Genomic DNA, 22354 nt, shown 5'->3' on the forward strand with positions numbered 1-22354 from the left:
TTTTACTAGGTTTTAAAAACAAAAAGGCCCCGTGTTTGGTGTACGCAAACCCAGGGCTTTTTTAAGTGCCAGTATTCTAAAGCTGATTACTGAAATTCAGTCCTCACCGCAAAGGCCAACCAGACGTTGGCTGATGATGGCTTCAGCCTCACTCACCATACGGTCCAAAAGCACTTGGCAACTTGGAATATCATTAATCAAGCCGATGACCATACCCGCAGTCCAAATCCCGCCGTCGATATCGCCAGCTTCCAAGACGTTTTCACGACCGCGTGCGCCCGCGACTAAGGGTTGAATATCGGAGAATTCGGTTTTGCCGTCACGCCCTTCAATTTCTACCACCTGATCGGCAATGGCGTTGCGAAAAACCCTTGCAGTATTGTTCAGGCTTCGGAATATTAACGTGGTTTGACGCTCATCCGCCTCGACCATCGCGCGCTTCACGTTTTCATGAACCGGCGCCTCTTGCGTCGCAACAAAACGCGTCCCCATATTAATACCTTCGGCACCCAGTGCCAGTGCGGCTACAAGGCCTTGGGCATCACCGATTCCACCAGAAGCGATCATGGGAATGCTAAGTTTAGCCGCCGCCGCAGGTAGCAAAATCATATTGGTCACATCGTCTTCGCCAGGGTGTCCGGCGCATTCAAAGCCATCAACACTGACCGCATCGCAACCAATCCGCTCTGCTTTTAAGGCATGGCGAACCGAGGTGCATTTATGAATAACCCGCACACCATTGGCTTTAAACAAGGGCATAAAATCCTCTGGGCTACGCCCAGCGGTTTCGACTACCCTTACGCCGCCACGAATTGCCGCCTCGGCATATTCCATATAAGGAACCGGATTAATTGTCGGCAAAATGGTGAGGTTTACGCCAAAGGGTAAATCCGTCATTTCTTTACAGCGAAGAATTTCTTGATACAGGTCTTCAGGACTTGGCTGCGTTAAAGCAGTTAAAATCCCTAAGCCACCCGCATTAGACACCGCCGAGGCAAGCTCGGCGCGTCCGACCCACTGCATACCGCCTTGAATAATGGGGTATTTAATCCCCAACATATCGGTAATACGAGTCCTCATTAGCTACATCCTATTATCTGTTGGTAACTCAGATGCGCTCAATGATAATTGCAGGCGCCATACCGCCAGCAGCACACATGGTAACCAAACCACGCTTGAGGCCGCGACGCTCTAGCTCGTCCAATACGGTACCGATCAAGATTGCGCCGGTCGCACCGATAGGATGACCCAGTGCCATTGCACCGCCGTTGACGTTTACTTTGTCACGATCCAACTTTAGGTCACGGATATATTTCTCGGCAACAACGGCGAAGGCCTCGTTGATTTCGAACAGGTCGATATCGTCAACGGTTAAACCGGCTTTTTTCAGAACTTTTAAGGTCGCTGGAACTGGAGCATTCAACATCAGGGTTGGTGAGTCGCCCATATTTGCCATAGCAACAATTTTAGCGCGGGGTTTAAGACCATTTGCCTGAGCGTACTCGGGTGACGTCAGCAGAATCGCGGCGGCGCCGTCAACAACACCAGACGAGTTGCCACCGTGGTGAACATGGCTGATTTTTAGATCAGGATAAACTTTGTTTACTAGGCCAGCGTAAGTGGTACCGGCCTCGTCCAGCGGGTAATAAGCCAACTCAGCGAAAGCGGGTTTCAGCTGTGACAAGCCTTCTAGCGTCGTGCCGGGACGTGGGAACTCTTCTTTATCTAAAGCAAGCGTGCCGTCAGCGCGATACACGGGCACCAAGCTCTTGTCGAAGTGGCCATTTTCAATTGCATGGGCGGCGCGTTGCTGACTTGTTAAGGCAAGCTTATCAAGATCTTCACGACTAATCCCTTCTAATGTTGCAATCGCATCACCGCAAACACCTTGATGTGGCTGAGGGTGCGCTTCACGCAACACCATATTACCGTTATCTAGGAACATAGACGGATCATTTCCGTTTTGCCCGTAGTTAGACATCATCTCGGTGCCGCCAGCAATAACCACGTCTTCCATGCCAGACATAATGGAAGAAGCAGCCAAGTTAACTACCGTAATACCTGAGCCACAGAAGCGGTCTAAGGTGACAGCACTGCTTTTAACGTCGTAGCCGGCAGTCAATGCAGCCATACGACCTAGGTCACCAGACTGTTCACCACGCTGTGAACTAGTGCCCCAAATAATATCGTCAACGTCAGCAGTGTTTAATTTATTGCGCTCGGCCAGTGCTTTTAACACGGTCGCGCCCAACTGATGTGGGTGAATACCGGCCAGCGAACCCTTCCCTACTTTACCAATACCACGTGGTGTACGGCAGGCATCAATAATCCATGCTTCTTTCATCATCTTGTCCTCGTTATGAGCCCTGCGGGCGATTAACAACCTTTCCAGTTTGGAGCGCGTTTTTCAGCAAATGCCGTTGCACCTTCGATGGCATCTTTACTACTAAATACTGGATCAACTAATTTGGCTTGCTCTGGGAACATTTCGTCTTGCTGCCAATCTTGCGAATTGATTACAACCTGCTTGCTGGCAATAACAGCCAACGGGCCATTTGCCGCGATACTGCGAGCAAAGGCCTTAGCGCCTTCAAGTGCACTGCCCGCCTCGACAACTTTGTTGACCAAGCCCAAATCATAGGCGCGTTGGGCGGTAATAAAGTCGCCGGTCAGCGCCATTTCCATAGCGATACGAGAAGGAATTTGACGTGGTAAGCGCATCAAGCCACCTGCAGCCGCAGCCAAACCGCGCTTAGCTTCAGGGATACCGAATTTCGCATTATCAGCAACCACAATCAGGTCACAGCAAATTGCCAATTCAAAACCACCCGCCAAAGCAAAACCTTCAACCGCAGCGATTAATGGTTTCTTAGGCGGCTGTTCGCACAATCCTGCAAAGCCACGGCCTTTAACAATCGGCATTTCGCCAGAAACAAAGGCTTTTAAATCCATGCCTGCGCAAAAGGTATTATCTGCGCCGGTTAAAATAGCTGCGCGAATATCGTTATTGCTATCCAACTCCTCCATTGCCGCCGCGATGCCCTTGGCTACCGCTAAGTTCACTGAGTTTTTTGCTTTTGGGCGGTTGATAGTGACAATCATCACGCCGTCTTCAACACTAACTAATACTTCATCGCTCATCGATTTATCCTCTGTTCGGCGTTCTACGCCCTTATCACTCTAATTTGAAAGTACGCACTACTCGCCGCGAAATACCGCTGGTCGCTTTTCAAAAAATGCCTGCATCGCCTCTTTTGCATCAGCGGTATCTACGCACACTTTTTGCGCTTTAGCTTCAATCGCTACCGCTTCCTCGTAACTGGTATCCGCTACTTGGCGCAGTATTTTTTTCATTTCTCGTAGTGCTACAGGGGCGCGAAGTGCAAGTGCCTCTGCCCATATTTTTGCGGCGTCCATCACCTGTTCTGCCGGTACCAGCTTATTGGCAATGCCAAGCGACAAACACACATCTGCACTTAAACGACCACCCTCTGCCATAAGTTGATAGCAGCGCTGGTAGCCTAAGTGACGCAGTAATTGCCAGCTGGCACCACCATCAGGCACCAAACCGACATTGCTGAAGGCCATAATCAAACTTCCCGAATCGGCCATGACAATCAAATCGCAGCGCATGGCAATGGCCGCACCGACGCCCGCCACAATACCTGGCACAGCGGCAATCACAGTTTTATCCATATCACCAAGCAGACGAAGAATTGGGCCGTATTCATCTAAAATTTGGTCTTCTACCGTTTGATCTGGCAGTAAACCTTCGGCAAGATCAGCTCCCGAGGAAAAACCTCGGCCATTGGCTCCTAGCACTAACACACGAATAGCCGTGTCAGCATTGGCGTCTCTCAGCGCGCTCAACAGCTCATCACGCATTTCGCGGTTTACAGAATTCAATGACTCCGGCCGGTTGAGACGTATCTCCGCCACCATGCCGTCTTTGCTATATTCTAAGGTTTGATAAGTAGACATAAGCGCTCCAGCTAAAATCTGTTGTGGCCACTTAAAAACAAGTGGCCACAGTTTGTTCAGCTAAACGTCTTATTAACGAGGCTGCATACGAATAGCACCATCCAAACGGATAGATTCGCCATTCATATATTCGTTCTCAGCAATCATCACCGACAGGTGAGCAATTTCTTCTGGGCGGCCAAGACGCTGCGGGTTAACAACACTGTTTTCCAGTGACTTGTAAGCCGCTTCTGGTAGGGTTTCAAACAATGGCGTGTGAATCAGACCAGGTACGATGGTGTTAACGCGAATACCGTAAGACGCCAAATCACGTGCCATCGGCAACGTCATCCCAACCACACCACCTTTAGAGGCACTGTAAGCGACCTGACCAACCTGACCTTCGTAGGCAGCAACAGAAGCCGTGTTAATAATAACGCCGCGCGCGTTTGCACCGTCGTAAGGCTCGTTCTTCGCCATTTGCTCAGCAACAAGACGAGCAACGTTGAAGGTACCAATCAAATTTACATTGATAACAGTTTTGTAAGCGTCTAGTGGGAATGCGCCGTTTTTACTCAAGGTCTTAACAGCATTACCAATACCAGCATAGTTATTACAAATATGGATAGCACCAAACTTGGCCATAACTTCAGCGATTGCCGTTGCCACTGAGTCTTCATCTGCAACGTTTACATTGTGGAAGCTAACTTTGTCAGCACCCAGCTCAGCAACAATGGCGTTGCCGCGATCTGCATTCATATCGAAGATAGCAACCTTGCCACCTTTAGCGACATAAGCGCGCACAGTGCCTTCACCTAGACCTGAAGCACCGCCAGTAACAACTGCTACTTTACCGTTAATATCCATACGTTTTCTCCTGTTTAGTTTTGGTTGAGAGTGTAATTAACGCTTTTCAAAAATTGAACGCGCGATGATTTCCTTCATAATTTCTGAGGTTCCAGCCAAAATTCGACTGATACGCGCATTGGCATACAAATTACAAATTTCATATTCCTGCATATAACCAGCACCGCCATGAAGCTGAACACCTTCATCGACCATACGACCTTCGAGCTCAGAACAATATAGTTTAGCCTGAGATGCAGAAGTTGCCGTTAATTTGCCCTGATTATGTTGCGCAACACACTGATCGATAAATGCCTGCGCCACGTCAATTTCGGTGCGCATATTTGCCATTTTAAAACGGGTGTTTTGCTGTTCAGAAAGCGCCTTGCCAAATGCCTTGCGATCTTCTACAAACTCTTTAGTGAGGTCAAAAGCGCACTGCGCCGCCGCTAAAGAGATACAGGCTGTAATCAGGCGCTCTTCCGCCAAGCCCTGCATCAGATGGTGCATACCGCGACCAACTTCACCCAAGACGTTCGCCTTGGGGATTTTTACATCATTAAAAAAGAGCTCCGCAGTATCCTGAGCCTTTAAACCAAGCTTGTCTAAGTTGCGACCCCGCTCAAAACCTTCCATCCCCTCTTCGACAATGAACAAGGTCATTTCACGGGGCTTTTCAGGATTAGATTTCGCCGCCACTATCACCGCGTTCGCGAGAATACCGTTGGAGATATATACCTTAGAGCCATTCAACACCCAGTGATCGCCCTTGTCCTCTGCGCGGCTCTTCATACCGGCAAGATCAGATCCGGCATCGGGCTCGGTCATTGCAATCGCGAGGATGCACTCACCAGAAACGCATTTGGGGATAAAACGCTGTTGCTGCTCGGCATTACCAAAATGCTTCAAGTAAGGCGCTACCAAACGACTGTGCAAAGTATGGAACAAGCCCACTTCGCCGTAGCGACCGTCTTCTTCAATCATAATTTGCTGATAGCGGAAGTCTTCGAGATCCAGACCGCCCAATTCTTCAGATGCCCAGGTCAACAAATAGCCCTGCTCACCCATTTTGAGGAAGATATCGCGGGGCACTATACCGGCTTTGCGCCACTCTTCTCTATGCGGCACAACTTCCTGCTCCAAAAATCGCCGATAAGCATCGCGGAACTGTTGCTGATCTTCTGTAAAACACTCTCTTAGCATTCAAACACCCACTAGACAAAACCGTACACAATATAAGCAATACCTTGTGCATCGCCTGCGTTAAAAATTCGGGAGTCATTCTTAAACAGAGTAAGCAGGTGGAGCCATGCCGATAGGCAACAAAAAAAATGACATTTGGTTACACTACGCGGCCACACTGCCAGTTAATTGATCAACAAATTCGCAGCTTGCAAGAAAATACAGACGAAAAAAAGGGGCTTTACGCCCCTTCTACTCAACTTCTATGCAATCACAAATTAGTTCAGCACCATCACACCTAGCTGAGCTGCGGTCTTATAGCCTGGAATCATGCTGCCGTCTTCCAAGACAATCGCTGGCGTGCCAGTCACACCCATTTGCGCACCTAGTTGGTATTCAGCAGCAATTGGGTTGGCGCATTTCTTAGGCTCCACCGTCGATCCCGACTTCAGAGAGTTCATCGCCGCTATTGGATCATCAGCACACCAAGCCGATACCATTTTATCGTAGGTTGGCGTTCCTAATCCTGCGCGGGGATAAGCTAAATAACGCACTTCAATACCCATCGCATTTAGCTGCGGGACTTCTTCGTGCAGCTTGCGGCAATAGCCACAGTCAACATCGGTAAAGACATAAATAGCTCCCTTAGCTTTGCCTTTGGGGCTAAAAATAATCATATCTTCACGTTTAATATCCGTAAGCAGCTCCTTACGCACCGGCTTAAGTTTTTTCTCCGCCACACTTTCTATTCCGGCGGCGCTGATTTCGAACATATCACCAGCGATAAAATAACGACCATCGGCGCTAGCATAAACGGTTGGGCCATTCTGCATCGTAACTAAATACAGCCCCGCCACGCCGCTTGGTTCAACTTGGGTAATAACAATATCGGGACGCGTTGCTTTAAACGCCGCACGAATCGCCGTGTCGGCCGCTTTATCAACGACTAGCGACGCCATTGCCTGTCCGGATGGAAGCAACACAGCGCTAAAGGCCAGTATCACAAGTACCCGACGCAATATAACTCTCATGTAATTATTCAAACAACTTCTCCAAATTCCGCTAACAACATCGATCATCTTAGGAGCGATTTTGTCACAACAAGTTTCATCGACTCCAGCCTTCTCCGCAATTTATCAACGCAAACAGGCCACCGTACAAAAACCGTCACTGCACAGGCCCAAAGTATGCGATGAAAATTCCCCCATGGCACCCGCTTTTAGGCCAGAAACTTAACTAATGTCCAGTAATACTCAATGTACAGCGGTTTAGCGGCTCACTAAACTCAATTTAGCCTACCCACAAACAAAAAAGGCAGCCAATGGCTGCCTTTTTAAATACTTAAAAAACTTAGGCTTTTGCGCCCAGTTTCTCTTTGATACGTGCTGCACGACCGCTCAGCTCACGCAAGTAGTAAAGCTTAGCTTGGCGAACGTCGCCGCGACGCTTAACTTGGATGCTATCAATCAGCGGGCTGTAGGTTTGGAAAGTACGCTCTACACCTACACCGTGAGAAATTTTACGTACGGTAAAGGCAGAGTTCAGGGCACGGTTACGAATGCCAATTACAACACCTTCAAAAGCCTGAAGACGCTCACGAGCACCCTCTTTAACTTTTACCTGAACGACAACGGTGTCACCGGGGCTGAATTCCGGCAGCTCTTTGGTGGCCTGCTCTGCTTCCAGTTCGGCAATAATTTTGTTGGTGCTCATGGCATGCTCCTAAATTCGAAAGTTTATAGCTTCACAGCTAGATGTCAGTTAATCGTTGTGCTCGCGGATAAATTCTGCCAGCAATGTATTTTGTTCGTCGCTCAGCTCTACTTTTTGCAGTAAATCTCTGCGTCGTAACCAAGTTCGGCCTAGCGACTGCTTAAGCCGCCAACGCCGTATTACTTCGTGATTGCCACTTAACAACACGTCTGGCACTGCCCTACCTCGGTAATGCTCAGGCCGCGTGTAATGCGGACAATCTAACAATCCTTCGGCAAATGAGTCCTGCTCTGCCGACAAATGGTGCCCCAACACACCCGGTAACAATCGACTTAATCCGTCGATCATCACCATCGCAGCTAGCTCACCACCGCTAAGCACATAATCACCTATCGACCATTCTTCATCGACTTCGGCTTCTATTAAGCGCTCATCTACACCTTCGTACCGCCCCGCCAATAACACCAGCGACGGCCTTTGTGCTAATTCAAGCAAACCCTCTTGGTCTAGCGGCCTACCCTGCGGCGACAAATAAATAACCGTCGCCCCTGGTGCCACTGATGCCTTCGCGGCTTGAATTGCCTGCTCCAGCGGGGCTGTTTTCATCACCATTCCTGGGCCACCGCCATAAGGTCGGTCATCCACTGTCTGGTGACGATCCGTGGTGTAATCTCGCGGATTACAGCACTGTATTTTCAGCAAACCATTTTGAACTGCGCGACCAGTTACACCGTAGTCGCTTACCGCAGCGAACATTTCGGGAAACAGACTCACCACCGATATGTCCAAAACGCTGTCTCCTTTGCCCTTTTAACTAGAACTCAGGATCCCAGTCCACCAATATCATCCCAGTCTCTAGGTTGATATCTTTTACAAACTGCTCTGGCACATAAGGAATCAAGCGCTCCTTATCGTCCAAGCTTCCCGCGCACTTACGCACCACGAGAACATCATTCGAACCAGTTTCTAGGAGGTGGCTTACCTCACCAAGCAAAACCGGCTCTGCCGATGAGTACAGCGTGGCTACCTTTAAACCCGTCAGCTGATGCCAATAAAACTCATCGCTTTCTAATTTAGGTAACTGCGCTTCTGCAACCGACAACTCCAAGCCGCAGTAGCCCGCCGCCACATCGCGATCATCAACACCTTTAAGGTGAGCGATGATACCTTTGCCATGTGCTCGGCACTCATCAAACTCTGCACGCTGCCACTTTCCCGACTTGCAAAAGTAAACATCGCTGTAATCAAAGAAATTACTAATGGGATCGGTAAAAGAGTGTATCTTCACCCATCCCTTTACCCCGTACACCGCTGAAATCTTAGCGATTACGACCCGATTTTCCGGGGTAAATGCCGTCATTTAAGCGGCAGCAGCTGCTGATTCTTTAAGCAACTTTGCAACGCGATCAGACAACTGAGCGCCTTGAGCAACCCAATGATCAACGCGTGCATTGTCTACGCGTAGACGCTCTTCGTTACCGCGAGCTACTGGGTTAAAGAAACCAACGCGCTCAATAAAACGACCATCACGTGAAGTGCGGCTGTCAGTAACTGTCAGATGATAAAATGGGCGCTTTTTAGAGCCGCCACGTGCCAAACGAATAGTGACCATTCTTGTTTCATTTCCTAGCATTTGGGCAGGGTTTCACGCCTGCTTATCGAAAAATTCGAAGCGATTATACGGCCGAAGCCATAAAGGCGCGGAATTATAAGGGAAAACGATGATATATGAAACACTTAGCGCAGTTTTTCTTTGTGCCGTAGCGATGCCGACAAGCACCGCAACTTAAACCATAAAAGCCACACGCAGAACAGCTTTATCTTTTATTATTTTTCAATAGCTTAACGCGGCAACTTAAAGTTAAACCAGTCATCCAGATACCGCGCTCGACTCGGTATCTGGATGGCTGAGCAGAAGATTACATCCCAGGGAAGCGGCCACCACCAGGCGGCATCATTCCACCCATGCCGCGCATCATATTTGTCATGCCACCTTTCTGCCCCATTTTCTTCATCATTTTCGCCATTTGCTTATGTTGTTTAAGCAGGCGGTTCAAATCCTGAATATCAGTACCAGAACCAAGGGTAATCCGACGTTTACGCGAACCATTTAGTAAATCAGGGTTGCGGCGCTCCGCCGGCGTCATGGAGTTAATAATGGCCTCCATGCGGGTGAACATTTTATTGTCCATTTGGCTTTGGGCCATTTGCGCCATATTGCCCATGCCCGGCAATTTATCCAGCAAGCCCTTCATGCCGCCCATATTTTGCATTTGCTGCAATTGGTCACGAAGGTCTTCTAGGTCAAACTTTTTACCCTTTTTAAGCTTCTTGGCCAGCTTTTCAGCCTTGTCCTTATCGAGCTTGGATTCCGCCTCGTCGATAAGCGACAAAATATCGCCCATACCCAAAATACGCGATGCGATCCGATCTGGATAAAAGGGATCAAGTGCGTCGGCTTTCTCACCCACACCAATAAATTTAATCGGCTTGCCGGTGATATGGCGCACCGACAGTGCGGCACCGCCACGGCTGTCCGCGTCAGCCTTGGTCAAGATCACGCCGGTTAATGGCAGTGCCTCACCAAAGGCCTTGGCGGTGTTCGCCGCGTCTTGGCCGGTCATGGCATCGACAACAAACAAGGTCTCTATCGGCTTAATGGCAGCATGTAGATCTTTAATTTCGGTCATCATATCGGTGTCGATATGCAAGCGACCGGCGGTATCGACAATAACAACGTCGTAAAAACGCAGTTTCGCCTCAGCGATGGCGGCATTGGCAATATCTACTGGTTTTTGGTCGATGTTACTGGGGAAGAAACCCGCACCGATGTCTTTCGCCAAGGTCTCGAGCTGCTTGATCGCCGCAGGGCGATAGATATCCGCACTGACAACCAAGACTTTCTTTTTGTGCTTTTCTTGTAAAAACTTTGCCAACTTACCCACCGAGGTGGTTTTACCAGCACCCTGCAAACCTGCCATCAGCATTACCGCTGGTGGCTGGGTGGCTAAATTCAAGGTTTCGTTTTGGCTACCCATGATCCGCTCCAGCTCCTGCTGGACGATCTTGATAAACATCTGCCCTGGACTCAGGCTCTTACTGACCTCCTGTCCCACCGCACGCGCCTTTACTGCATCGACAAAATCTTTAACAACCGGCAAGGCGACGTCGGCTTCAAGTAAGGCCATACGCACGTCGCGCATTGCGTCGGCAATATTGTCTTCACTCAACCGCGCCTGACCAGTGACATGGCGCAAGGTCTGCGAAAGGCGTTCGGTTAAATTCTCAAACATGCTTAAACTCTCTAAAATCTAAGGGTGATTTTATTGAAAGCACGGTTCAAGTCGACATACTGTCGTGAACCCGCTTACAATCTGGTCGCTGTGCAGCACTACATTGCTATGCCGAACAAAAATTATGCCGCAGTATAACCGAGTCATCAGGCAGACCCAACGCTCAGTACACACAATACGGATATAACGGCCACACTTACCAATGAATTTATACAGCAGCATTGCCGCCATCATCTTTTATGCCATCGCCACCGGCATACAATACCGTGCGCTGAATCGCACCTTAAACCAAAGCAGCCTGATTATTGGCTTAGCTGCCGTGTTGTGCCACGCCATAGCGGCTATCACGGCAATCCACACCGCCGACGGAATGGACCTTGGGGTAGTTCAGGTCTTGTCGCTTATCACATGGCTAATCTGCTTAATTACAGTCAGTGCCAGTTTGCGCCGCCCCCTGCACAATTTACTTATTCCTTTATACCCACTGGCGGCCATCAGCCTAATTGCAGAATTATTGATACCCGAGCGCCAACAACTATTGCAACACCAGCCGCTGGGTGTGCTGTGCCATATATTACTATCCATCCTCGCCTACAGCGTACTCACCATTGCCGCCACACAAGCGATGGTCCTTGCCCTGCAAGACCGCATGCTGCGCGACCACCATTTAAAAGGCCTACCGAGCATTCTTCCGCCGCTGCAAACAATGGAAGCCATGCTTTTTGAATTAATTTGGGCGGGATTCATTCTTTTAACCATGGCCATTGTTACCGGCGGCATCTATGTTGATGACATGCTGGCCCAGCACCTGCTACATAAAACCGTGTTTTCGGTACTTTCGTGGATTTTATTGGCGATTTTACTCTGCGGCCGTATTGCTCTTGGCTGGCGCGGTAAAGTCGCGATTCGCTGGACGCTGTGGGCCTTCGCCTGCCTGCTCCTCGGCTACCTCGGCACCAAAATTGCGCTATCAATCATCATTCATATCACCGCTACTTGATATTACGCTTGTCGCGCCCGACTTTTTTGGTCAAGATTGGCGCTTATTTTGGTAACTAAGGAGTTTTTGGCTTTTTGAACGAGGCACCGCTGGGTCTTCTTTTTGGCATTTTAGCTGCATTAATCGTCCTGTCCGGTTTCTTTTCCGGTTCAGAAACTGGAATGATGTCTCTCAATCGATATCGCCTCCGCCACCGCGCCAAGTCTGGCCATCGCGGCGCCAAACGCGCATCGAAACTACTGGAAGAGCCAGACAGCTTGATCAGCACCATCCTGATCGGCAATAACTTAGTCAACAACCTTGCCGCCACCATTGCCGCCCTTGTCGCAATACGCCTCTATGGCGAAAACGCCACTCTGCCCGCTGCAGTTTTACTGACACTGGTGTTCTTGATTTTCGCTGAGATCATTCCCAAAACCATCGCCGCTTATAAATCAGAAACCGTGGCCTACGCCGCCAGCCATATATTGCTGCCACTGAAAAAACTGCTCTTTCCGGCTATCTGGCTGGTCAGCCATATCACCCATTTTGTACTGCGCCTGACCGGCATTGAAAAAAATGATGGTTCAGAGCACATCGGCCTAGACGAGCTGCGCACCATCGTTGGCGAAGCCGGCCATTTAATCCCCAAACACCACAAGGGGATGTTAATGAACATCCTCGATCTCGAACAAATTACGGTGGATGACATAATGATTCCCCGCAACGAGGTCTTTGGTATTGATATTGATGCCGACACCGACATTATTATTCGCAAATTACGCGATGCGGAATTCACCCGCATTCCCGTTTATCAAAACGACATCGACAATATCGTCGGCATTCTTCACCAGCGCGACATTATTAATAGCGTAGATGAACAGGGCCGCGTTCAGCGGGACGCCTTGCTACAAGCCATTAGAGACCCCTACTTCATCCCAGAGGGCACACCGCTAAACACCCAGCTCTTCAATTTTCAAAAGCAAAAGCGCCGGCTTGGGGTGGTGGTTGACGAGTACGGCGTCATGCAGGGAATTGTGACACTGGAAGATTTGCTCGAAGAGATTGTTGGCGAATTCACCTCCAACCTCAGCACCGACACCGATGACATTGTTCACCAAGCTGACGGAACCTACCTGGTCGACGGCACCACTACGATCCGCGACATCAATAAAAGCATGAAATGGGATCTACCCACCGACGGGCCAAAAACCCTGAATGGCCTGCTGCTAGAAAAGCTGGAGTCATTTCCGGAGGGCTCTGTCGGCTTGACGATTGATCGTTACTATTTTGAAATTCTGGAAATGAAAGGCAACTTAATTCAATCCGTTCGCGCGTATAGCAAGGGCAAAGGCCGGCGCTAATACGCCGGTCAATATTCTCTAGCCCAAATCACCATAGCGGCTACGGCAGCGCTGATTTGCCAATATAATCACCTCGCGCTTGCGCTCATTATTCATTTCAGACCAGTCGCCAATTTCTTGCAAACTGCGGTAACAGCCCGTGCAGATATCTTGATCATCTAAGGCACAAACCGATACACAGGGCGAGGCGACAGGCTTTTCTTTGAGCGTCATGGCATATCCTGCGGTTTAAGCTCAGCCGCAAAACGGTGGCCGTTCTCAACATAATGCGCCGCTGACAACATCAGTCCCTCTTGCTCTTCAGGACTTAAAGTTCGGCGAATCTCCGCCGGAGAACCTAGCACCATAGAGCCATCTGGAATCACCATTCCCTCGGTTACCAAGGCATTTGCGCCAATCAAGCAGCCTTTACCAATTTGGGCACCATTGAGCACAACCGCATTAATGCCGATAAGACTGCCCTGACCAATCGTGCAGCCATGCAGCATAACTTTATGCCCAACAGTGACATCTTCACCAATATGCATAGGGAAGCCCGCGTCGGTGTGCAGTACCGAACCGTCTTGAATATTGCTGCGCGCGCCAATCACAATGTCATCGACATCGCCGCGAATCACCACGTTAAACCACACACTTACATCTTCTTTTAAAACTACCGAGCCAATAACAGTCGCATTCTCAGCGATAAAATGACCCTGCCCTTCCACTTGCACTCGACGCTCGCCTAATTGGTACAGCATATCTTTCGCCTCCACACGGACATAACAAATTACATTGTGACCAGTTGATAAAACTCAAATGCGGGCTCTTCATAGGGATGAGCTAATTTTAGCGCTGTAATCACATCGCGAACACGCTCTTCTGGACACAGGGTTTCGACCCTATACTCATCAACTTGCTCGACTTTACCCATCTCACCAATAAACGGCTGACTGCCGTCTAGCGGTAAAAACTGGCCCTGCCCCAAAACCTGCCAGCTACAACAGGCATAATTGCCCTGCGTCCCCGCACCAGCCTCAAACACAGCGGCTTTTACTTGCTCGCAATGCTCCGCCGGTACAAAGAACACAAGTTTATACATCTGCCCTGCCATCTTGCTCGCGGTAAAACTCTTCGGCAAATTGCGCCAATCGCCCCTCTTCTATCGCCAGACGAATGGCGGCCATATGATTTTGATAATAGCGAAGATTGTGAATGGTATTGAGCTGGGCGCCCAATATTTCCTTGCACTTATCGAGGTGGTGCAAATACGCGCGGGAAAAGTTTTGGCAGGTATAGCAGTCGCACTTAGCATCTAAAGGCGCATCGTTGAAGCGATGGCTAGCATTGCGAATTTTAATAACGCCGGTCGAGGTAAACAAGTGGCCATTGCGTGCATTGCGGGTCGGCATTACGCAGTCGAACATATCAACGCCACGCATAACCGCTTCTAAAATATCTGAGGGCTTACCCACCCCCATCAAATAGCGCGGCTTATCCTCTGGCATATGCTCGGCTAGAGAATCCAATACCATCAACATTTCATCTTTAGGCTCACCAACTGACAAGCCGCCAATCGCAAAGCCATCAAAGTCAATATCCTTTAAACCCTGCAGAGATTCCCTGCGCAGCTCCGGATACATACCACCCTGCACAATACCAAACAGCGCAGCATCATTACCCTCATGTGCGGTCTTGCTACGTGCAGCCCAGCGCAAAGATAGCTCCATAGAGCTTCGCGCTTCCGTCTCGGTCGCGGGATACGGAGTGCATTCGTCAAAAATCATGACGATATCGGCACCTAAATCCCGCTGAATTTGCATGGATGTTTCGGGGTCGAGATACACATCACTGCCATTAACAGGTGATTTAAAGGACACCCCTGCTTCGCTAATTTTACGTAACTTACCCAAACTCCAGACTTGAAAACCGCCGGAATCGGTGAGTATTGGCCCCTGCCAGCCGGTAAAATCATGAAGATCACCGTGGGCTTTAACCACCTCTGTGCCGGGGCGCAAACTAAGATGGAAGGTATTGCCAAGAATAATCTCCGCGCCGATCTCTTTAATATCACGCGGCAGCATGCCCTTCACCGTACCGTAAGTGCCTACCGGCATAAACGCAGGGGTTTGCACTTTGCCACGAGGAAAGTCTAAGGTTCCGCGACGCGCAAGGCCATCACTGGCTTTCACATCAAAACGCATTCGGCACTCGGTCATAAAACGGATCCTGTCTCTGTAATGCTAGACGGAAACACCAGCATGGCATCGCCGTAACTAAAAAATCGGTACTGCTCAGCCACCGCCTCGCGGTAAGCCGCCAAAACAGCGTCGCGCCCCGCAAAGGCGCTAATTAACATAATTAGCGTAGATTCTGGCAAATGGAAATTGGTCACAATCGCATCAACACTGCGGAATTGGTAACCGGGGTAAATAAATATGCGGCTATCGCCTGAAAATGGCGCAATCTCACCAGACTGAGAAGCCGACTCCAAACTGCGTACACTGGTGGTTCCCACCGCCACTACACGCCCGCCCCGCTCACGGGTCGCTTTAACTTTCTCACAAACCTCATCGCTCACTTCTATGTATTCGGCGTGCATCTGATGGTCGCGGATATCATCGGCGCGAACCGGCTGAAACGTCCCGGCGCCAACGTGGAGCGTCACGAAGGCGATATCCACCCCTACATCACGACACTCTTGCATTAGCGCATCGGTAAAATGTAAGCCCGCCGTTGGTGCCGCTACAGCGCCATCGCGACTGGCATACACTGTCTGATAACGCTCGCGGTCATCTGCGGCATCTTCGCGCTCAATATAGGGCGGCAATGGCATATGACCAATACGATCTAAAACCTCGAGCACCGGTGATGCAAAACGCAATTCAAACAAAGCATCATGACGGCCCAGCACTGTCGCAACATCATCACCCGCTGATGATTCCGCACTCGCGCATAGCTGCAATTCAGCGCCCGCTTTTGGCGATTTACTAGAGCGAACATGGGCCAAAACCTTATGCTCGTCGAGTAAACGTTCAATCAAAATCTCAATGCGACCACCGGTACTCTTCAGAGCAAATAAACGCGCAGGAATAACGCGAGTATTATTAAAAACCAGCAAATCCCCCGCCCGTAAATAGCTGGGCAAATTCTTAAATTGGCGATGCTCACAAGCTTGATTTTCGCCAAGCACCAACAAGCGACTACCATCGCGCTCTGGCATTGGGTAGTAGGCTATTAAGCTATCGGGAAGCTCAAAATTGAAATCGCTGCGCCGCATAATGTCTGCTTTCATTCGAAAGGGCGCAAGATTAGCGGAAAAACCCAAAGGACTCCACCAGAGTAGATCATTCTATAACCAGCTTTAGGCAGTTTATTAAATAAAACCCCGTCGTCGATTGACCCCACGAAAAAGCTTGTTATAATCGCGCCCCACTTACATGCCAGTGTGGTGAAATTGGTAGACACGCTAGATTCAAAATCTGGTTCCTTTGCGGGAGTGGCGGTTCGAGTCCGCCCACTGGTACCATGTAAGCTAATCAAGTCAGCAGTCCTCGCAAGTCCCCTCTAAAATTACAATCTCTGCTAAATTAAAATTACTAATCTGCTCCAGTATCGCTTTTCTTTCCATAAGAGCCACCGCCCTTTACACTCTTGCGCAATTCAATAACGCCATGAGGCATTTTGCTGATGTCAGTCAGTGATCAACAGCGTCAACAATTGCGTCGCATTAGCACCCAGCTAAGCGAAATCCTTGATAGCAGCCAGACCTTAGGCGGCAGCGATGGGGAGCTTGCCGAAATTGAAGCTGCATTGTCCACGTTGAATAGCAAAATGACGGCATTGCGTGATCGCAAATTACTGGAGTTTTACAACCCTGATTTTGCCGGTGACTTCCGCAATATTCTTCCCTGCAGCCCTATCAGTGGTTACTTCAATCCTATTGCGCCGGATTTACGCATCTGGCAAGAGCAGGATCGCGTATACGCAGAGGGCTGCTTTGGGAAAATTCACGAAGGTCCGCCAGACTGTGTACACGGTGGTATTATCAGCGCGGTCTATGATCAGGTTCTGGCCTTTGCAGCATTAGCGAATAAGCTACCCAGCTTAACTGCCAGCCTGACGGTGAAATATCGCAAACCGACACCATTGCTAAAGCCAGTACGCTTCACCACATGGTTAGAAAAGCGCAAGGATCGCCACATCATCATTCATGGCGAATGCCACAGTGGTGATATGCTACTAAGCAGCGCAGAAGGCCTTTTTATTATGTATAAGAAGAACAGCACGGGAAATTAAGGAATAGCAAAACATGATGACAAAATACGCTACCCCGCTGGCATTAGGCATTAGCCTCGCATCTGGCTTAGCACTGGCGGCTGAGAATTCACCGACAACACCGGAAACCGTTGCGGTCACGGCAGACCGCATTGAAAAACAAATCAATGAACAAAGCTTGGCGCTCACTATCATCAGCCAAGAAGATATTGAAAGCATAGGTCACACCCATATCAGCCAAGCACTGAATCAAGTGCCGGGCGTAACAATTAGCCGCGGCAACGGCCAAGAAAGCCTTACGGCCATGCGCTCTGGCGTTCTTACAGGCACCGGCAGCTGTGGCGCCTTTTACTTTGCCGAAGACGGCATCCCGCTCCGCGCACCAGGCTTTTGCAATGTAAATCAGCTATTTGACGTCAACGCTGAGCAAGCTGCCCGCATAGAAGTGATTCGCGGCCCAGGAACAGCAGTTCACGGAACGAACGCTTTAAATGGCGTCATCAATGTAATTAGCCAAGCCCCCGCTGCCGAGGCCGAAACCCACCTTTCCCTTGAGGCCGGCCCAGACAAATACGGCCGCGTAAAAGCCAGCCATAGCGATACCAATGGCAAACACGGTTACCGCATTAGCCTGCAAGGCAGTCATGACGACGGGTATAAAGACGAATCTGGCTATGATCAGCAAAAAATGAATTTGCGCCATGACTATCGCGGCGAGACATGGACTATTCAATCTATGCTGGCGGCGAGTAATCTTAACCAAGAAACCGCCGGCTATATTTTAGGTAAAGACGCCTACAAAGATGAAAGCCGTAAGCGAGAAAACCCAAATCCTGAGGCCTTTAGGAACAGCAGCAGCGCCCGCTATTACAGCCGCTTTGAGCGCGAGGGTGAACGGGACAGTCGCTTCATCGTTACACCATATTTGCGCTACACCGAGATGGAATTTCTGCAACATTTTTTACCTGGCACACCGCTTGAAGAAAACGGTGAACGCACAGCAGGTCTACAAAGCGCCTTTTATCAGAACTACAGCGAGAACGTCACGCTCTATAACGGTTTTGATATGGAGGCAACCAAAGCCTATTTAAAACAGTCACAGAACCAAGCCAGCTTTGCGTCTTTTCCAACTGGCCAGCACTACGATTATGAAGTAGACGCCTTATACGGCGCATGGTTTATCGGTGGTGACTGGCAAGCGACTAGCAGCACCAAAATTAATTTTGGCGGCCGCTACGATATTCAGTTCTATGACTACGACAATCTTATGATCGACGGCAACTCGGCTGCTGACGGTAGCCCCTGCCCGTCTGGCACTTGTCGTTACGCACGCCCAGCGGATGATAAAGAACGCTTCCGTAATAGCTCTTTTAATCTTGGCGTGATTCAAAGCTTAAGCGAACACACCGATATTGTTGCCAATGCCGCTCACGGCTTTCGAGCGCCGCAGGCCGCCGAGCTGTATCGCTTGCAAGCCCAGCAACTCAATGCTGATCTTGAGGAAGAATCACTAAACAGTGTCGAAATTGGTCTGCGTGGCAGCTGGGACACTTTCCAATATCGTATATCCACTTACTGGATGCACAAAAACGACGTCATTATTCAAGATAGTAATCGCAGCAACGCCAACGGCGGCAAGACAATTGATCGCGGCCTAGAAGCCAACTTCAGCTGGCATATAACGCCAAGTTTAATGTGGCAGCTGCAAGCCAGCTATAGCAAACATCAATACGACAACGACGCCTTAACCGCGAAGGGAAATGAGATTGATACCGCGCCACGGCAACTCGCGGCAACTTTGATTCGCTGGTCGCCTTTTACCAACACCCGTATTGAGCTAGAAATTCAACACCAAGGTGAATACTTCCTTGAAGAAGACAATCTACACCGCTATCCAGGCCACACCCTCAGCAACCTGCGCTGGCGTCAACAGTACGGCGAACAGTTATATTCGGTGCTTAGAATCAACAATCTTAGTGATATTGATTATGCCGAACGGGCAGACTACGCCTTCGGCGACTACCGCTACTTTGTTGGCGAGCCGCGTGCGGTTTACCTAGAGCTCGGACTGGACTTTTAAGAGGGGCGGAATTTTAAAATTTCGCGCCTAATTAGCTGTGTTTGTGTGACGACGTTCACAGCTGCGCCAAACACTTATACAGCCGCTGAGCAAACTCGTTATATTTAAACCACATTCAATGATATTAGGTCACTGCAATGGGTTTCATAAAAATACTAACGGTCACCTCAGCGCTGATTATCAGCCACAGTGCTCTCGCCGATCCCAAGCACGACACCAAGAGCCACTCACTTATAGCCATGTGGTCATCTTGGATTAAGGATCTCAAACCAAAAGCAGAGAGCAGCGCGTGGCCAGAACTACCAAAAATCAGCACGCGCTTTCATATTGAAACTCAAGCAAGCCAATTTAAACTACGCAAGGGCGATAAAATGGTTCTCACCATCAGCCCTGTAGGTATGTCACTGAATTCGCGCTTTTAAGCCTTTTATTGAAAAGCAGCTAAACCAACTGCCTTGCGCACTTTTGCCAACATCGGCGCAGCCTGTGCCCTAGCCTTTTCTGCACCTTTTTTAAGCTCAGCCTCTAAAAACTCGCCATCGGCTAAAATCGCCTCATAACGCTCACGCGCGGGAGCAAGCTGTGTATTAATTAATTCAAACAAATCCTTTTTCGCCTGGCCCCAAGCAATACCATCGGCAAATTTTTGACGCATTCCCACTGCCTCTGCAGGTGTAGCAAAGGCCTTCCAAATTTCAAATACCGTCGAGCTATCTGGATCTTTGGGCTCGCCTGGCTCTAGCAAATTCGTTTTAACCTTATTAATGTGCTTTTGCAGTTTCTTTTCTGGCAAAAAAAGCGGGATAGTATTGCCGTAGCTTTTGCTCATTTTGCGGCCATCTAAACCACTCAACACCGCTACATCGTCAACAACCGCCTCCGGAAGAATAAAGGTGTCACCGTACAAATGATTAAAGCGCTGGGCCATGTCGCGGGCCATTTCAATGTGTTGAATCTGATCTCGACCCACCGGCACTTTGCTGGCATTAAACATTAAAATATCTGCCGCCATTAAAATCGGGTAGCTGAACAAGCCCATCGTTACGCCAAAATCTGGGTCATCGCCGTTTTCCTCATTGGCTTGTACCGCCGCTTTGTAGGCGTGGGAGCGATTCATTAATCCCTTTGCGCACACACAGGTAAGAATCCAGCTCAGCTCGGTAATCTCGGGAACGTCTGACTGCCGATAAAAAGTCGTCGAGTCGGTATCTAGCCCCAAGGCCAGCCACGTCGCTGCGATTTCTCGGCTAGATTGATGAACCTTTGCAGGTTCATGGCTTTTGATAAGAGCGTGATAATCAGCAAGAAAGAAAAATGCATCAAACTCGCCGCGCTGGCTTTCTGCAATAGCAGGACGAATTGCGCCAACGTAATTTCCTAAATGCGGCGTTCCGGTGGTCGTAATGCCGGTAAGTACCCGCTGCTTAGCCATAGTCTTTTCCTGTTCGATTTTGAGGCGGCCTTGCAATTAGCCGCTGCTCTGAATAAAGGCGCTTATGATACTGGCTCGCCACTGCGGTGTCAGTAATCCCTGCACCCAGAAGCTATCCTAATAAATCGTCAAATATCTGCTGATAGCGCGGCGCCAAGTGCTGCCAACTTAAGGTGCTCACATCTACTGACGCTAAGTTACCCTGCTCTTTTTTAATCAATAGATTTTGTAGTTGTGCTCTACAGGCGCTAGCCTCTAACTGCACATCATCACTCACAGCATAGCGATACTCTTCACCAAACCATTCTGGGTAGCAAAGACGATCTGGAACGAGTGGCGTGCAGCCCTGAGCAACGGCCTCTAATACCGCCAAGCCCTGAAAGTCATGTATGGCGGTAGACAAAACCACATCACAGCGCGATAACAACTCCCCGTAACGGCTAGCCTCCGCAACATAGCCCCACTGGCACAGCGCCAATGTCTCACTGCCTTCAATCATCGCCTTAATTTTTGTAAATTCTTGGGGATGATGCCGAAACTGCTGACCGGCAATATAAAAATCCAGCGGCAGAGAGTGCTCGACACATTCCTTAACTAATGCCAATAAGCGGTCTGGCCCCTTGTCGTACTCCCAGCGGTGATTCCACAAGACGCTTAATCGCGCCCCCGCGGGACGAGGGGAATAGTCGTGAAGTTCTATTCCAACCGGCAATACTTGGGAATTTGCGAGCTGGGTCGCCACCTCGCTACGGGGTGCAAAGTCGGGCAGTTTTGCCAACAGACTGTCGGCACCCGCCAATAAAGTGCGGCGGTTATAATCGCTGTTAAAAAGTACTTTATCAGCCGCCAAGGCGGTATAAATATTGAGAATTTGCGGTTCTACCCCGCTACGCTGCTGGGTGTTTTGGGGATAGCTAAACTGATTTTCGTGAAAATAAACCACGGTCGGAATTCGGCCTAACTCCGGAACCAAGCCACGCAAGGCAGACAAGTCAGTCATGGAAGTCGCCAGCACAATATCATACCCCGCCGCTAACACCGTCCGCTGCTGCATGGCCCAGCTCAAACTATTACCGCGAATACGCCAACTGAAATAGCGCGCCGGTAAACTTAATACCGTCCACTCAATATTCGGCAAATATCGCATTAGGCCATCTAACCAATGGCGATGGCTGTCAGCATGGTAGGCGGATAAAACCAGCACTCTCATATTATTCAAACCGTTCCACTCAATGACTATTTCGTAAA

Annotated in this window: 24 protein-coding genes and 1 tRNA gene; 6 read left to right on the plus strand and 19 right to left on the minus strand. The window is 49.5% G+C overall.

The features are described from left to right. Nucleotides 1-96: 96 nt before the first annotated feature. The 12 genes from C0068_RS08850 to ffh all read right to left on the minus strand — a co-directional run bounded on the left by C0068_RS08850 (nucleotide 97) and on the right by ffh (nucleotide 10994). The gene (locus C0068_RS08850) at nucleotides 97-1080 is read right to left on the minus strand and encodes an NAD(P)H-dependent flavin oxidoreductase (protein ID WP_103684125.1); all 984 of its coding nucleotides are present in this window, start codon (nucleotides 1078-1080) and stop codon (nucleotides 97-99) included. Between the two features lie 28 nt (nucleotides 1081-1108). After that, on the minus strand, nucleotides 1109-2344 hold the full coding sequence (locus C0068_RS08855) for an acetyl-CoA C-acetyltransferase (protein WP_103684126.1): 1236 nt from the start codon (nucleotides 2342-2344) through the stop codon (nucleotides 1109-1111). Nucleotides 2345-2376: 32 nt separating this feature from the next. Next, nucleotides 2377-3141, minus strand: coding sequence for a crotonase/enoyl-CoA hydratase family protein (locus tag C0068_RS08860; protein WP_103684127.1), 765 nt, complete (start codon nucleotides 3139-3141; stop codon nucleotides 2377-2379). 57 nt (nucleotides 3142-3198) lie between these two features. Further along, entirely contained in the window at nucleotides 3199-3981 is a 783-nt protein-coding gene (locus C0068_RS08865) for an enoyl-CoA hydratase/isomerase family protein (RefSeq protein WP_103684128.1), read from the minus strand. A 72-nt stretch (nucleotides 3982-4053) separates the two neighbouring features. Further along, nucleotides 4054-4827 carry an SDR family NAD(P)-dependent oxidoreductase gene (locus C0068_RS08870; RefSeq protein WP_103684129.1) on the minus strand — a complete coding sequence of 258 codons (774 nt, stop codon included), beginning with the start codon at nucleotides 4825-4827 and terminating at the stop codon, nucleotides 4054-4056. 36 nt (nucleotides 4828-4863) lie between these two features. Further along, nucleotides 4864-6009 carry an acyl-CoA dehydrogenase family protein gene (locus C0068_RS08875; protein WP_103684130.1) on the minus strand — a complete coding sequence of 382 codons (1146 nt, stop codon included), beginning with the start codon at nucleotides 6007-6009 and terminating at the stop codon, nucleotides 4864-4866. Between the two features lie 257 nt (nucleotides 6010-6266). Continuing rightward, nucleotides 6267-7031: a DsbC family protein gene (locus tag C0068_RS08880; RefSeq protein WP_158249955.1), complete on the minus strand. Its 765-nt coding sequence runs from the start codon at nucleotides 7029-7031 to the stop codon at nucleotides 6267-6269. Between the two features lie 307 nt (nucleotides 7032-7338). Continuing rightward, a complete protein-coding gene (gene rplS / locus C0068_RS08885; RefSeq protein ID WP_103684132.1) occupies nucleotides 7339-7701 on the minus strand; it encodes a 50S ribosomal protein L19 in 363 nt (120 codons plus the stop codon). A gap of 48 nt (nucleotides 7702-7749) precedes the next feature. Further along, on the minus strand, nucleotides 7750-8490 hold the full coding sequence (gene trmD / locus C0068_RS08890; RefSeq protein WP_103684133.1) for a tRNA (guanosine(37)-N1)-methyltransferase TrmD: 741 nt from the start codon (nucleotides 8488-8490) through the stop codon (nucleotides 7750-7752). 25 nt (nucleotides 8491-8515) lie between these two features. After that, complete coding sequence (gene rimM, locus C0068_RS08895; RefSeq protein ID WP_103684134.1) at nucleotides 8516-9061, minus strand: ribosome maturation factor RimM; 546 nt, start codon at nucleotides 9059-9061, stop codon at nucleotides 8516-8518. Beyond that, nucleotides 9062-9313 carry a 30S ribosomal protein S16 gene (rpsP, locus tag C0068_RS08900; protein WP_103684135.1) on the minus strand — a complete coding sequence of 84 codons (252 nt, stop codon included), beginning with the start codon at nucleotides 9311-9313 and terminating at the stop codon, nucleotides 9062-9064. Between the two features lie 307 nt (nucleotides 9314-9620). Beyond that, nucleotides 9621-10994 (minus strand): signal recognition particle protein, encoded by a 1374-nt coding sequence (ffh, locus tag C0068_RS08905; protein WP_103684136.1) that lies wholly within the window; start codon nucleotides 10992-10994, stop codon nucleotides 9621-9623. 202 nt (nucleotides 10995-11196) lie between these two features. On the opposite strand from ffh, the gene C0068_RS08910 reads away from it, so the two are divergent. Both C0068_RS08910 and C0068_RS08915 read left to right on the plus strand, forming a co-directional pair. After that, a complete protein-coding gene (locus C0068_RS08910) occupies nucleotides 11197-11994 on the plus strand; it encodes a cytochrome C assembly family protein (RefSeq protein WP_103684137.1) in 798 nt (265 codons plus the stop codon). 74 nt (nucleotides 11995-12068) lie between these two features. Continuing rightward, nucleotides 12069-13337, plus strand: a complete 1269-nt coding sequence (locus C0068_RS08915; protein WP_103684138.1) for an HlyC/CorC family transporter — start codon at nucleotides 12069-12071, stop codon at nucleotides 13335-13337. Between the two features lie 18 nt (nucleotides 13338-13355). Here C0068_RS08915 and C0068_RS08920 read toward each other — a convergent pair whose 3' ends face one another. From C0068_RS08920 to queA, 5 genes are read right to left on the minus strand one after another with little or no spacing between them, the layout of a single operon-like run. Further along, nucleotides 13356-13550 carry a DUF1289 domain-containing protein gene (locus C0068_RS08920; RefSeq protein ID WP_103684139.1) on the minus strand — a complete coding sequence of 65 codons (195 nt, stop codon included), beginning with the start codon at nucleotides 13548-13550 and terminating at the stop codon, nucleotides 13356-13358. Next, nucleotides 13547-14077 (minus strand): gamma carbonic anhydrase family protein, encoded by a 531-nt coding sequence (locus C0068_RS08925; RefSeq protein WP_103684140.1) that lies wholly within the window; start codon nucleotides 14075-14077, stop codon nucleotides 13547-13549. Before C0068_RS08925 ends, C0068_RS08920 begins: the two co-directional genes overlap by 4 nt. Nucleotides 14078-14106: 29 nt before the next feature. Next, nucleotides 14107-14418, minus strand: coding sequence for a YqfO family protein (locus tag C0068_RS08930; RefSeq protein WP_103684141.1), 312 nt, complete (start codon nucleotides 14416-14418; stop codon nucleotides 14107-14109). Further along, nucleotides 14411-15520, minus strand: coding sequence for a tRNA guanosine(34) transglycosylase Tgt (gene tgt / locus C0068_RS08935; RefSeq protein ID WP_434061419.1), 1110 nt, complete (start codon nucleotides 15518-15520; stop codon nucleotides 14411-14413). The genes C0068_RS08930 and tgt overlap by 8 nt, the downstream gene beginning before the upstream one ends. An 11-nt stretch (nucleotides 15521-15531) precedes the next feature. Continuing rightward, entirely contained in the window at nucleotides 15532-16596 is a 1065-nt protein-coding gene (gene queA, locus C0068_RS08940) for a tRNA preQ1(34) S-adenosylmethionine ribosyltransferase-isomerase QueA (RefSeq protein WP_103684204.1), read from the minus strand. A gap of 162 nt (nucleotides 16597-16758) precedes the next feature. Between queA and C0068_RS08945 the strand changes: the two genes are divergently transcribed. The 4 genes from C0068_RS08945 (at nucleotide 16759) to C0068_RS08960 (ending at nucleotide 20096) form a co-directional block, all read left to right on the plus strand. Then, nucleotides 16759-16845: transfer RNA gene (locus C0068_RS08945), tRNA-Leu, on the plus strand. A gap of 161 nt (nucleotides 16846-17006) precedes the next feature. Further along, nucleotides 17007-17615 carry a PaaI family thioesterase gene (locus tag C0068_RS08950; protein ID WP_103684143.1) on the plus strand — a complete coding sequence of 203 codons (609 nt, stop codon included), beginning with the start codon at nucleotides 17007-17009 and terminating at the stop codon, nucleotides 17613-17615. A 13-nt stretch (nucleotides 17616-17628) separates the two neighbouring features. Next, nucleotides 17629-19674, plus strand: coding sequence for a TonB-dependent receptor (locus C0068_RS08955; RefSeq protein WP_103684144.1), 2046 nt, complete (start codon nucleotides 17629-17631; stop codon nucleotides 19672-19674). A 137-nt stretch (nucleotides 19675-19811) separates the two neighbouring features. Further along, entirely contained in the window at nucleotides 19812-20096 is a 285-nt protein-coding gene (locus C0068_RS08960; RefSeq protein WP_103684145.1) for a hypothetical protein, read from the plus strand. Between the two features lie 5 nt (nucleotides 20097-20101). Here the strand turns inward: C0068_RS08960 and C0068_RS08965 are convergent, their stop codons facing one another. Both C0068_RS08965 and C0068_RS08970 read right to left on the minus strand, forming a co-directional pair. Beyond that, nucleotides 20102-21106, minus strand: a complete 1005-nt coding sequence (locus tag C0068_RS08965; protein WP_103684146.1) for a tryptophan--tRNA ligase — start codon at nucleotides 21104-21106, stop codon at nucleotides 20102-20104. A gap of 112 nt (nucleotides 21107-21218) precedes the next feature. Continuing rightward, entirely contained in the window at nucleotides 21219-22316 is a 1098-nt protein-coding gene (locus C0068_RS08970) for a tRNA-queuosine alpha-mannosyltransferase domain-containing protein (protein WP_103684147.1), read from the minus strand. Nucleotides 22317-22354 lie beyond the last annotated feature (38 nt).

The sequence above is a fragment of the Zhongshania marina genome (assembly GCF_002915595.1).
Classification (GTDB): domain Bacteria; phylum Pseudomonadota; class Gammaproteobacteria; order Pseudomonadales; family Spongiibacteraceae; genus Spongiibacter; species Spongiibacter marinus_B.